Consider the following 11,489-nt stretch of genomic DNA (forward strand, 5'->3'; position numbering starts at 1 on the left):
GATTGATGCGTATCGACGGTTTTGCCTCGTCCTATATACCTGAGCGTGGTGCACGCTCCCAAGCGGCCGTGGCGCCGTTTCGGGAAGTGCAACGCGAGGTAGAGGCGCGGCCCGAACAGCCGAATCAGTCTACCAGTGGTCAGGACCGTGGCTCGCTCGCTCCGGCGGTTCAGAGCACGGCGAGCAGCGCCAGTGCGGCCGGCTACTTTGCCCGCAGCCCCGAGCAGCTCTATCAGGCGCCGTTATCCAATCAAGTGGCGCAGGCGCTGGCCAGCTACAGCAGCACCGCCAGCTTCGTCACCGAAGGCGATGCCAATCAGGTCATGGGCCTCGACCTGTACGTCTAGTCCGGGCTATAACAGCCGACCTTACGCAATAAGCCCGTTGTTAAATCCTATGTTGCCTTATTACCTTGGCTGCCCGTCGTGGAGCGAGCCGGCCTGGCGTGGCGTGTTATATCCACAGGGCTCGGCCAGCGCCGAGCGTCTTAGTTACTACGCTCAGGTGTTTAACGCGGTTGAAGGCAATACCACCTTTTATGCTGCGCCGAGCCCCGACACCGTCGCCCTGTGGGCGCAGCGAATGCCTGCCCATCTGCGCTTTTGCGCCAAGTTGCCACGGGAAATCAGCCACGGCGGCGACCTGCGTGAACACATCGACGCGGTGAGTGATTTTCGCCAATTGCTGGCGCCCTTAGGGGCGCGGGTCAGCCCCATGTGGTTGCAACTGTCAGCCAGTTTCAGTCCGCAACGCTTGGCCGAGCTGGCCGCCTTTATCGAACCCTGGGGCAGCGGCGAGATAGCTGTGGAGGTGCGTCATCCGGCGTTTTTCGCCAAGGGCGAAGAGGAGCGTCAGCTCAATCGCCTGCTGCATGAGCGCGGGATCGAGCGCATCAGCCTGGATTCACGGGCCTTGTTCAGTTGTGTGTCGACTGATCCGGCGTTGCTGCATGCGCAAGCGAAAAAACCGCGCCTGCCGGTACGGCCCACGGCGTTTAGTCAGGCGCCGCAGGTACGCTTTATTGGTCATCCTGAATTGGCGGCCAACGACCGTTTTATGCAGCCTTGGCTGGCCAAGGTGGCGGCGTGGATCGAGGAGGGCCGCACGCCCTATGTGTTTCTGCACACCCCGGATAACCACCTGGCGCCGCAACTGGCGGCGCGCTTTCACCAGCAGTTGCAACTGCGTTTGCCGGGGCTGGCGGATTTACCGGCCTGGCCCGAAGCTGACACCGAGGCCAGTCAGCAGCTAGGCCTGCTCTAGGCTTGGCGCGTGGCCAATAACAGATCGGCGGCTTGGCCGCTGCGGCCATCGGCAAAGTCGAAGTGGCCCAACTGGGCGATGCGGTCATAAGCGCCTAAGGCAACATTCACCTCGCGGTTGTGCAGGTAAATCGCGCTGACGCCTGCATCACTCAGGCGTTGTTGCGACTGTTGGCCTTGGGCATTAAAACGCAGCAGGCTGAGTTGTTGATAAATCGCGTCTTGGCTGTCGATGCGCCCATCGTGGTTGTCATCGAACCTGGCCAGTTCGGCGAAGCCATGACTTGCGCCATGCTGATCGCCAAACAGCTCGCGGCCATCGTCAATACTGCCATTACCGTTGCGATCCCAGGCCAAGAGGGCATCGTCGCCGGTGGGGGCGCTGATTTGCTCGCGGTGGCCGTCAGCGTTGAGGTCAAAGCTGACGCTGCGTTGCAGGCCGCTGGTGCGAAAGCCGTTGCTGGCTAGATCGAGCACCAAAGGGTCAACCACTGCCGGTTCGGCCTGGACTTCCACCTTGAGTGACAGCGTGCGTTGCTCCAGCACGGCGCTGAATTGGCTGGCCGAGACGCTGCTATTGGCCGCGCTGAGTTGCGTATCTTCAGGGCTGGGCTCAGTAACCGGCACTGCGGTCTCGGCGGCCTCTTCGGGCATCAAGGTGCGGCGCAGAATTTGGTAGTTCAGCGAGTCTTCCAGGCCCGCGTCCAGCTCTTGACGCAGGTTGCCGGGGGCGGGGCTGGCAGCAGGCAGGTTGGTGGAAATGGCGGCAAACATACGCACCTCGCGGTCGGCTCTGGCAAAATGGCGGTTTGGTTGGTTATCGGCTGCATGTACAGCCCTTTGAGTGTTTTTTGAGCAGATTGCCTAATGAGTGATGAGCGGTTAGTTGCGCGGATTCGGATGCAGGCCCTGGCGCCGCAGTTTGCTGAGGCCGCCGCCGAATGGGCGCAGCGTCTGGGTCTGCCGTTAGAGGGCGACAGCGAGTACGCCTTGCAGGTGGGCGAGGGCGGTTTGCAGCTGGTCGAGCTGGGGCCGCAGGCGCCCGGGCCGGTGCGGGTGGATTTCGTCGAGGGAGCCGCTGCGCACCGGCGTTTATTCGGTGGCGGCAGCGGGCAGATGATTGCCAAGGCCGTTGGCGTGCAGGCTGGGATTCGCCCTCGGGTGTTGGATGCCACGGCGGGCTTGGGTCGCGATGCGTTTGTGCTGGCCAGCCTCGGTTGTTCGCTGACTCTGATCGAGCGTCAGCCGTTGATTGCCGCCTTGCTGAGCGATGGCTTGGCCCGCGCCGCGCGTGCCCCGGAAGTGGCGCCGATCTGCGCGCAGATGCAGTTACTGCAAGGCAATGCCATCGAGCTGATGCAGGGCTGGCAGGGTGAAGCACCGCAGGTGATCTACCTCGACCCGATGTTTCCCCATCGCGACAAAAGCGCTTTGGTGAAAAAAGAAATGCGCCTGTTCCGCCCCTTTGTGGGGGATGACCTCGACGCCCCGGCCCTGCTCGCCGCCGCTCTGGCATTGGCCACGCACCGGGTGGTGGTTAAGCGCCCGCGCAAGGCGCCGCTGATTGACGGAGCTAAGCCCAGCTATGCGCTGGAAGGCAAGTCGAGCCGTTACGACATCTATCCGAAGAAGAAACTGCAGGCCGATTAGTCGGCGCGAAAGGCGCGCAGGAACACACTCACTGCGTCGCGCACATGCTGTGCCGCGGCTTTTGCGCTCGGTGGTTCGGCGCAGCCCATCAACAGGCGGAAGTTGCAGCCGCCCTTGAGCAGGCTGAAGAAATGATCGGCCGCGCTGCACGGGTCGCTGACCCGCAGTTTGCCGCTCAGATCAGCCTTGCGCAGCAGCTCTTCCATGCCCAACTGCAAGCGCAGGGGGCCGGCGTCATAGAACATCTTCGGCAGTTTCGAGCCCTGCGCCGCCAGGCTCATCATCACCCGATGTAGCTCCAGGGACTCGCGGCTGTTGATCAGGTCGCTAAAACCCAGGCCGATGGTGAGCAGGGACTGTTCAAGGCTGACGTTATCGTCGAGCTCGAACATCAGCTCCGGCAGTTGCTCCTCGCACTTGGACTTTACCGCCTCGACAAACAGGTTCTCTTTGTCGCTGAAGTGGCTGTAAACCGTCAGCTTAGACACCCCGGCCTCGGCGGCGATGGCATCCATGCTGCTGCCTTCATAGCCCTTGGCGAGGAACAGGGTTTTCGCTGCCTCAAGGATGGCTTTGCGTTTGGCCGGGTCTTTGGGCCGACCGGGACCAGAGTTTGGTAATACTTTGTGGGTCATTGCGCTTTTTAATACTGGACTAGTGAGTTTGCTATTTTTACTATACTCGCCAGTACAAGTATTCCAAAGCCTCCTGAAAGGTTATTCATCATGTTTCGTCACGTTTTAGCTGTCGCGTTGCCCGTGAGCCTGATTCTGACTCTCGCCGCTTGCGGCAATAGCGAGACCACTGCGGTTGCCGTACGCCCTGCCATGGTGGTGCAACCGCAACTGGCCGGTGAATTGATGGATGCTTATCCCGGCGAAGTGCGCGCGCGCTACGAGCCGGAGCTGGCGTTTCGCATCGGCGGTAAGGTGATCAAGCGCCTGGTCGATGTCGGCGACCTGGTGAAGAAAGACCAGCCCCTGGCCGAGCTAGACCCGCAGGACGTGCGCCTGCAGCTGGAAGCCAATCGTGCCCAGCTCACCGCCGCCGAAGCCAACTTGAGTCTGGTTAAGGCCGAGCGTGATCGCTACAAGGTGCTGTTGGATCGCAATCTGGTCAGCCGCTCGCAATTTGATAACGCCGAAAACACCTATCGCGCCGGTGAGGCACGCCTCAAACAGGCCCGCGCCGAATTTAATGTGTCCAATAACCAAGCCGGTTACGCGGTGCTGCGCGCCTCGCAAACCGGGGTGATTGCCCAGCGTGCGGTGGAAGTGGGACAAGTGGTGGCTGCCGGGCAAACCGTATTTACCCTGGCCATTGATGGCGAGCGGGAAGTGCTAATTGGCCTGCCTGAGCAAAGCTTTAAGCGCTTTAAGGTTGGCCAGGACGTCAGCGTCGAACTGTGGTCGATCCCCGGCCAACTGTTTAAAGGGCGCATCCGTGAGATGTCGCCGGCGGCTGATCCGCAATCGCGCACATTCGCTGCCCGGGTCGCCTTCACCGATAACAATGTGCCGGTCGAGTTAGGCCAGAGCGCGCGGGTGTTTATCGCCCAGCAGCACCAAGTGCCACTGGCGGTGCCGCTGTCGGCGATTAGCGCGGAGAAGGGCAAACCTTTTGTTTGGGTTGTGGACCCGGCCGAGCACAAGATTAAGCGTACGTACGTGGTGATCGGCGCCTATGGCGAGAAAACCGTGCCGGTGCTTGAGGGCTTGAGTGCCGATGATTGGGTAGTGGCCGCTGGCGGTCAGGTGTTGCAGGAAGGGCAGCAGGTGCGCCCGGTGGATCGCGAAAACCGCGCTGTTCAACTGACGGCTAAGGAGTAATCCCGATGGATTTCAACCTGTCCGCCTGGGCCCTGCGCAACCGTCAAATCGTTCTGTATCTCATGTTGTTGCTGGCCATCGTCGGGGCCCTGGCTTACACCAAGCTGGGCCAGAGCGAAGACCCGCCGTTCACCTTCAAAGCCATGGTGGTGCGCACCAACTGGCCGGGGGCGAGCGCTGAGGAAGTGTCGCGGCAAGTCACCGAACGCATCGAAAAGAAGATGATGGAGACCGGCGAGTTCGACAAGATCATCTCCTTCTCCCGTCCTGGTGAGTCGCAGGTGACCTTCCTCGCCGATGACGCCATGCATTCTTCGCAAGTTCCCGAGCTGTTCTACCAGTTGCGTAAGAAGGTCGGCGATATCCGCTATACCTTGCCCCAGGACATTCAGGGGCCGTTCTTCAACGACGAATTCGGCACCACCTTCGGCAATATTTACGCCCTGACCGGCGCCGGCTTCGACTATGCGGTGCTCAAGGATTACGCCGACCGCATCCAGCTGCAATTGCAGCGGGTTAAGGATGTGGGCAAGGTCGAGCTGATCGGCCTGCAGGATGAGAAAATCTGGATCGAACTGTCCAACACCAAGCTGGCCACCCTCGGCCTGCCCTTGGCTGCGGTGCAGCAAGCGCTGCAAGAGCAAAATGCGGTGGCCACGGCCGGCTTCTTTGAAACCACCAGCGAGCGCGTCCAAGTGCGCGTCACCGGGCGTTTCTCCAGTGTCGAAGAGATCCGTAATTTCCCTATTCGGGTCGGTGATCGCACCTTCCGCATTGCCGATGTGGCGGAGGTGAAGCGCGGCTTCAATGAGCCACCGGCGCCGCGCATGCGCTTTATGGGCGAGGATGCCATTGGCCTGGCCGTGGCGATGAAGCAGGGCGGCGACATTCTGGTACTGGGCAAGGCCCTGGAAGACGATTTCGCGCGTATTCAGGAGACCCTACCGGCCGGCATGAGCCTGAGCAAAGTATCGGATCAGCCCAAAGCGGTGAAGGCGGGCGTCGGTGAGTTCGTCCGGGTGTTGGCTGAGGCCGTGATCATCGTCCTGCTGGTGAGCTTCTTCTCCCTCGGTTTGCGCACCGGGCTGGTGGTGGCGTTGTCGATCCCACTGGTCTTGGCAATGACCTTCGCCTCCATGTATTTCTTAGGCATCGGCCTGCACAAAATCTCCCTCGGCGCCCTGGTGTTGGCTTTGGGCCTGTTGGTGGATGACGCGATCATCGCCGTGGAGATGATGGCGATCAAAATGGAGCAGGGCCTGGACCGGATCAAAGCCGCCAGTTATGCCTGGACCAGTACCGCCTTCCCCATGCTCACCGGCACCCTGATTACGGCGGCGGGCTTTTTGCCGATTGCCACCGCGCAGTCCGGCACTGGCGAATACACCCGTTCGATCTTCCAAGTGGTGGCGCTGGCGCTGTTGGTGTCGTGGATCGCCGCAGTGATGTTTGTACCCTACCTGGGCGCCAAGTTGCTGCCGGACTTAGCCGCCATTCACGCGGCCAAACACGGCGATGGCCACAACCCCTACGGCACGCCGTTCTATCGGCGGGTGCGCGGTGTGGTCGAGTGGTGTGTGCGCCGGCGTAAAACCGTGATCTTCCTGACCCTCGGGTTGTTTGTCGCCTCGATCCTGTTGTTCCGCTTTGTGCCGCAGCAGTTCTTCCCGGCCTCCGGGCGCATGGAACTGATGGTCGATTTCAAGCTCAGTGAAGGCTCATCGCTGGCGGCCACCGAGGTGCAGGCTAAGCGTTTCGAAGAGATGCTTAAAAACCACGAAGGCGTTGAGAGTTATGTGTCCTATGTCGGCACCGGCTCGCCGCGCTTCTACCTGCCGTTGGATCAACAACTGCCGGCTGCCAGCTTTGCCCAGACCGTGGTGCTGGCCAAGAGCATTGAGGATCGCGAGAAGCTGCGCGATTGGCTGATCAAGATGCTGCCGGAGGAGTTCCCCAGCGTGCGGACTCGGGTGGCGCGTCTGGAAAACGGCCCGCCCGTGGGCTATCCGGTGCAGTTCCGCGTCTCCGGCGAGCATATCGATGAAGCCCGGCGCATTGCCCGCTTAGTCGCCGAGAAAGTGCGCGAGAACCCCCATGTGGTCAACGTGCATCTGGATTGGGAAGAGCCGAGCAAGGTGGTGCGCCTGAATATCGACCAAGAGCGCGCCCGTGCCTTGGGCGTTAGCACCCAGGACCTGTCGCGCTTTATGCAGAGCACCCTGACGGGTTCGCCGGTGAGTTACTACCGCGAAGACAACGAGCTGATCGAGATGCTGTTGCGCGGCACCCCTGCCGAGCGTGAGCAGTTGAGCTTGCTGCCGAGCCTGTCGGTGCCGACCGATAATGGTCGCAGCGTGCCGTTGTCGCAGATCGCCACCCTCGAATACGGCTTTGAGGAAGGCATCATCTGGCACCGTAACCGCTTGCCTACCGTGACGGTACGTGCCGATATCTATGGTCAGGAACAACCCGCCACGGTGGTGCAGCAGGTGCTGCCCACTCTGGAAGGCATCCGCGCCGATCTGCCGGATGGCTTCCTGCTCGAAGTCGGCGGCACAGTAGAAGACTCCAGCCGTGGTCAGCGTTCGGTTAACGCCGGTATTCCGCTGTTTATCGTGGTGGTGCTGACGTTGCTGATGCTGCAGCTCAAGAGCCTGTCGCGCTCGGCTATGGTGTTCCTCACGGCGCCATTGGGGCTGATCGGCGTGACCCTGTTCCTCTTGGTATTCCGCCAGCCCTTCGGTTTTGTCGCCATGCTCGGCACCATTGCGCTGTCGGGGATGATCATGCGCAACTCGGTGATCTTGGTCGATCAGATCGAGCAGGATATCGAGGCGGGGCTGGACCGTTGGCGCGCCATTATCGAAGCCACCGTGCGGCGTTTCCGGCCCATCGTGCTGACCGCACTGGCGGCGGTGTTGGCGATGATTCCGCTGTCGCGCAGTGTGTTCTTCGGGCCGATGGCGGTGGCGATTATGGGCGGGTTGATCGTCGCCACGGCGCTGACCCTCTTGTTCCTGCCGGCGCTGTATGCCGCTTGGTTCCGGGTTAAGGAAAGCGAGCGCGACCAAGCCTAAGCGCAGCTGCAGTAAGTAAAAAAGCCAGACCGTGAGGTCTGGCTTTTTTATGTGCTCAATAGCTCCTCTAAAGGCGTGCCAGGTGGTGGTAGCAGGCGTTGCCGGGCCGCACGACGCAAGCATTCGTGTAGCTCCAGCAAGCTGCTGGCGGGGTCACTTTCGTCCCGCCAGCACATGCCCAGGGCGCCGCTAGCATCCAGGCTAAAGCCACTGTCGACGATCAGGCCGCGCTGGCTGAAGTGCTCAGCCACACGCTCGGAGGCCACCGAGAGCATGTCGTTACCTTGCAGCAACCACAGGTTGCCGAGCAGCGATGACGACTCGATGCGGTAGTGCAACGGCCGGGTCCCAGCGGCACTGATGGCCGCGTCCAGGCGCGCGCGAATCGGCGTGCCCTTGGGCCAGACCACCCACTCGTACTCGGCGAGCACCTCCCAGCTCAGTTCACGGCGCTGCGTCAGCGGATGGCCGGGGCGGCAGATCACGCGCATGGCCTCCTTATACAGCACCTCATGGCGCAGGCTGGGACGCGGGATGTAGTTGTCCAGGCGGCCGATCACCACGTCTAGCTCGCCTTGCTCCAGGCGTTCGAGCAGGTGATGCATGGTGTCCTCTTGCAGTTCGATACTGGCTTTGGGGTACTTGGCGAGGAACTGCAGGATCGCCGCTGGCACCAGGTTGGGCGCTGACGCTGGCGAGGCGCCAATGGTCATGCGCAGCGCATGGCCCTGGCTGATCGACTCCAGTGATTCGTGGGCACGCTTCATCTCGGCGATCACCCGCTGGGCGTGGTGGATCAGCATCTGCCCATGTTCAGTCGGGGTGAGGCCACGGGCATGGCGGGCAAACAGCGGCGCGCCGATGCCGTCTTCCAGCTCCTTAAGCCATTTGGATAACGCCGGCTGGGCGGTAAAAGTGAGCCGAGCGGTTTCACTGATGCTGCCGGTTTGTGCCAGTTTGAGCAGCACTTCGAGGTGCTGTACGCGGATACGGCGAGTCCAATCCATGGTTTACCTATTCAATTTTCCATATAGGTGGATCGCAAAATAGCATTGTTCCGATATTTCTAAGCCGGCCAATAATCGGTCGAAGCCGCGATGGCACCATTCAGTTTGGTGAATCCAATGACCGATAAGAAACAGAACCAGCGCGCCGACTTTTATCGACGCCTCGATGAGCAGCATATGTTCCCGTTGTGGCAGCAAATGCATAGTTTGGTTCCGGCACAGCCGGCCGATGCTTGTGTGCCAGCTATCTGGCGTTACAGCCAAGTACGTGATTACCTCGCCGAGGCGGGTGAAATCATCAGCAGTGAAGAGGCGGTGCGGCGGGTGCTGATCCTGGAGAACCCAGGCCTAAGCGGTCAATCCTCCATCACTTCAAGCCTCTACGCCGGCCTGCAAATGCTCCTGCCAGGGGAAACCGCACCGAGCCACCGGCACAGCCAGTCGGCCCTGCGCTTTGTCATGGAAGGCAGCGGTGCGTTCACCGTGGTGGATGGCGAACGCACCACCATGCATCCCGGGGATTTCATCATCACCCCGTCCTGGGCCTGGCACGACCACGGCAACCCCGAGGCGGAGCAGGGCGGCGAGAAGGTGGTGTGGCTGGATGGGTTGGACATTCCTATTGTGCGCTTCTTTAACGCCGGCTTTGCCGAGGTCCATGAGGAACTGGTGCAGCCCATACAGCGCGCCGAAGGCACCAGCCCGGCACGTTTTGGCCACAACCTGATGCCCGTGCGCCATGAAGTGAATGGCCGCACCTCGCCCATTTTTAACTACCCCTATGCGCGCTCGCGGGAAACCCTCGACATCTTGCTGCGTCAGCAAGCGCTCGACCCTTATGAGGGCATCAAGCTCAGTTACCGCAATCCGCTGACTGGCGGTTGGGCGATGCCGACCATTGCCACCTTTATCCAACTGCTGCCTGCCGGCTTTAACGGCCTGCCTTCGCGCAGCACCGATGCCACGGTGTATTCGGTGGTGGAGGGTGAGGGCGTGGTGCGTATTGGCGAGCGGCAGTTCAGTTTCAGCCCACGCGACATCTTCGTGGTGCCGAGCTGGGCGGCGGTGAGTTTTAGCGTCTCCAGCGAGACGGTGCTGTTTAGTTTTTCTGATCGGCCGGTGCAAGAGGCCTTGGGCCTGCTGCGTGAAGCCCGTTAATTATTGACCAGTTAATTATTGAGGAGTCTCGACATGTCTTATGTAGTAGCGCCACCTGCCATCACCACATTAGCGGTAGCCGGTCAGGATGGTTTGTTTCCGGTACGCCGGGTTTACTGTGTGGGCCGAAACTACGCGGCCCATGCCCGCGAAATGGGCTTTGATCCGGATCGCGAGCCGCCGTTTTTCTTCGCTAAACCCGCCGATGCAGTGGTGCCAGTGGCCAGTGGGCAGACCTTAGAGCTGCCGTACCCCAGTGAAACCAGCAACTATCACTATGAGATCGAGCTGGTGGCGGCCATCGGCAAGGGCGGGCGCAATATCAGCGCCGAGCACGCCCTCGAGCATGTCTGGGGCTATGCCGTGGGCCTGGATATGACCCGCCGTGATCTGCAAATCAAAATGCGCGAAATGGGCCGGCCGTGGGAAATCGGCAAGGCCTTTGATCAGTCCGCACCCATTGGCCCACTGCATCGCGCAGAGGATATTGGCCATCCGCAGCATGCGGCGATCTGGCTGCAAGTTGAGGGCGTGGATCAGCAGCGCAGCGATATCGACCAATTGATCTGGTCGGTGCCAGAAACCATCGCCTGGTTGTCGCGTTACTTCGAGCTGCAGCCCGGTGATCTGATCATGACCGGTACACCCGAAGGCGTCGGCGCAGTGCGGGCCGGAGAGTTGCTGACTGGTGGCATCGACGGTCTGGGCCAGCTGTCGGTACGTGTGGTGTAAGGCTGCGCCAGGAGCGGCTGTTTAATTGATGGAAAAGGAAGCGACTTATGCAGTTGTATAGTTTTTGCCACAGCTCGACGTCGCAACGGGTGCGCATCGCCCTGGCCCTTAAGGGCCTGGACTACGACTACTTGCCGGTCAACTTGCGCGCCGGCGAGCAGCGCAGTGCCGAGCACTTGCAGCGTAATCCGGGGGGCAGCGTGCCGGTGTTAGTCACTGAAGATGGCCAGCAGTTGAGCCAGTCGCTGGCCATCATCGATTACCTCGATCGGCTCTATCCCAAGCCACAGCTCATCCCCACTGAGCCTTTGGCGCGGGCGCGGGTGTTGGAGGTGGCCAATCTGATCGGCGCCGATATCCATCCGCTGAACAATCCACGGGTGTTGGCTTACCTGAGCAACACCTTGCAGATCAGCACTGCACAGCGCCAGGCTTGGTATGAACATTGGGTGCTGATGGGCTTGGGGGCGGTTGAGCAGTTATTGACTCGCCACGGTAGTGGGCCGTACTGCTTCGGCGAGCAGCCTAGTTTGGCCGATTGTTGCGTGCTGCCCCAAGTGATCAATGCCCAGCGCAACAAGGTCGATCTGACACCCTTTAAGCGGGTGTTGGCGGTCACTCAGTACTGTTCGGAGCAACCGGCGTTCGCCAGGTCGGCGGCGATATTTCAACCCGATTACGTCGAGTAGCACTTAAAGCTTATCTCCCCAGATCCGTAGCCGTGAGCCGCAGCACAGCTTGAAGATTTAGTCCGCCTTGGGCCTAGGCGTCTGA

Annotated in this window: 11 protein-coding genes; 8 read left to right on the top strand and 3 right to left on the bottom strand. The window is 60.9% G+C overall.

Translation table 11 applies throughout. The features are described 5' to 3' along the window. Positions 1–5 precede the first annotated feature (5 nt). Positions 6–347 carry a hypothetical protein gene (locus NTD81_RS21175; protein ID WP_262184729.1) on the top strand — a complete coding sequence of 114 codons (342 nt, stop codon included), beginning with the start codon at positions 6–8 and terminating at the stop codon, positions 345–347. A 49-nt stretch (positions 348–396) separates the two neighbouring features. Beyond that, a complete protein-coding gene (locus NTD81_RS21180; protein ID WP_262184730.1) occupies positions 397–1,263 on the top strand; it encodes a DUF72 domain-containing protein in 867 nt (288 codons plus the stop codon). Here the strand turns inward: NTD81_RS21180 and NTD81_RS21185 are convergent. Then, a complete protein-coding gene (locus NTD81_RS21185) occupies positions 1,260–2,036 on the bottom strand; it encodes a hypothetical protein (protein ID WP_262184731.1) in 777 nt (258 codons plus the stop codon). The two genes, NTD81_RS21180 and NTD81_RS21185, sit on opposite strands and share 4 nt — an antisense overlap. Before the next feature lie 93 nt (positions 2,037–2,129). On the opposite strand from NTD81_RS21185, the gene NTD81_RS21190 reads away from it, so the two are divergent. Beyond that, on the top strand, positions 2,130–2,912 hold the full coding sequence (locus NTD81_RS21190) for a class I SAM-dependent methyltransferase (RefSeq protein ID WP_262184732.1): 783 nt from the start codon (positions 2,130–2,132) through the stop codon (positions 2,910–2,912). On the opposite strand, the gene NTD81_RS21195 is transcribed toward NTD81_RS21190, so the two are convergent. Beyond that, complete coding sequence (locus NTD81_RS21195; RefSeq protein WP_262184733.1) at positions 2,909–3,547, bottom strand: TetR/AcrR family transcriptional regulator; 639 nt, start codon at positions 3,545–3,547, stop codon at positions 2,909–2,911. The genes NTD81_RS21190 and NTD81_RS21195 overlap by 4 nt on opposite strands. A gap of 90 nt (positions 3,548–3,637) precedes the next feature. Here NTD81_RS21195 and NTD81_RS21200 point away from each other — a divergent pair, with 90 nt between their 5' ends. Together NTD81_RS21200 and NTD81_RS21205 are read left to right on the top strand one after the other, a co-directional pair. Beyond that, positions 3,638–4,741, top strand: coding sequence for an efflux RND transporter periplasmic adaptor subunit (locus NTD81_RS21200; protein WP_262184734.1), 1,104 nt, complete (start codon positions 3,638–3,640; stop codon positions 4,739–4,741). 5 nt (positions 4,742–4,746) lie between these two features. Then, on the top strand, positions 4,747–7,818 hold the full coding sequence (locus NTD81_RS21205; protein WP_262184736.1) for an efflux RND transporter permease subunit: 3,072 nt from the start codon (positions 4,747–4,749) through the stop codon (positions 7,816–7,818). Between the two features lie 47 nt (positions 7,819–7,865). Here the strand turns inward: NTD81_RS21205 and NTD81_RS21210 are convergent, their stop codons facing one another. Beyond that, complete coding sequence (locus NTD81_RS21210; RefSeq protein ID WP_262184737.1) at positions 7,866–8,825, bottom strand: LysR family transcriptional regulator; 960 nt, start codon at positions 8,823–8,825, stop codon at positions 7,866–7,868. Positions 8,826–8,942: 117 nt separating this feature from the next. Here NTD81_RS21210 and gtdA point away from each other — a divergent pair, with 117 nt between their 5' ends. Genes gtdA through maiA form a run of 3 tightly spaced genes read left to right on the top strand, consistent with a single transcriptional unit; the run spans position 8,943 to position 11,404 of the window. Next, entirely contained in the window at positions 8,943–9,983 is a 1,041-nt protein-coding gene (gtdA, locus tag NTD81_RS21215; protein ID WP_262184738.1) for a gentisate 1,2-dioxygenase, read from the top strand. A gap of 33 nt (positions 9,984–10,016) precedes the next feature. After that, complete coding sequence (locus NTD81_RS21220) at positions 10,017–10,715, top strand: fumarylacetoacetate hydrolase family protein (protein WP_262184739.1); 699 nt, start codon at positions 10,017–10,019, stop codon at positions 10,713–10,715. A 47-nt stretch (positions 10,716–10,762) separates the two neighbouring features. Then, positions 10,763–11,404, top strand: a complete 642-nt coding sequence (gene maiA / locus NTD81_RS21225; RefSeq protein WP_262184740.1) for a maleylacetoacetate isomerase — start codon at positions 10,763–10,765, stop codon at positions 11,402–11,404. Positions 11,405–11,489: the final 85 nt, after the last annotated feature.

The sequence above is a fragment of the Pseudomonas sp. 5P_3.1_Bac2 genome, assembly GCF_025465995.1.
GTDB lineage: Bacteria > Pseudomonadota > Gammaproteobacteria > Pseudomonadales > Pseudomonadaceae > Aquipseudomonas.

Coding starts and splice junctions, on each gene's coding strand:
- NTD81_RS21175 (WP_262184729.1), top strand. CDS start 6: ATGCGTATCGACGGTTTTGCCTCGTCCTATATACCTGAGCGTGGTGCA.
- NTD81_RS21180 (WP_262184730.1), top strand. CDS start 397: ATGTTGCCTTATTACCTTGGCTGCCCGTCGTGGAGCGAGCCGGCCTGG.
- NTD81_RS21185 (WP_262184731.1), bottom strand. CDS start 2,036: ATGTTTGCCGCCATTTCCACCAACCTGCCTGCTGCCAGCCCCGCCCCC.
- NTD81_RS21190 (WP_262184732.1), top strand. CDS start 2,130: ATGAGTGATGAGCGGTTAGTTGCGCGGATTCGGATGCAGGCCCTGGCG.
- NTD81_RS21195 (WP_262184733.1), bottom strand. CDS start 3,547: ATGACCCACAAAGTATTACCAAACTCTGGTCCCGGTCGGCCCAAAGAC.
- NTD81_RS21200 (WP_262184734.1), top strand. CDS start 3,638: ATGTTTCGTCACGTTTTAGCTGTCGCGTTGCCCGTGAGCCTGATTCTG.
- NTD81_RS21205 (WP_262184736.1), top strand. CDS start 4,747: ATGGATTTCAACCTGTCCGCCTGGGCCCTGCGCAACCGTCAAATCGTT.
- NTD81_RS21210 (WP_262184737.1), bottom strand. CDS start 8,825: ATGGATTGGACTCGCCGTATCCGCGTACAGCACCTCGAAGTGCTGCTC.
- gtdA (WP_262184738.1), top strand. CDS start 8,943: ATGACCGATAAGAAACAGAACCAGCGCGCCGACTTTTATCGACGCCTC.
- NTD81_RS21220 (WP_262184739.1), top strand. CDS start 10,017: ATGTCTTATGTAGTAGCGCCACCTGCCATCACCACATTAGCGGTAGCC.
- maiA (WP_262184740.1), top strand. CDS start 10,763: ATGCAGTTGTATAGTTTTTGCCACAGCTCGACGTCGCAACGGGTGCGC.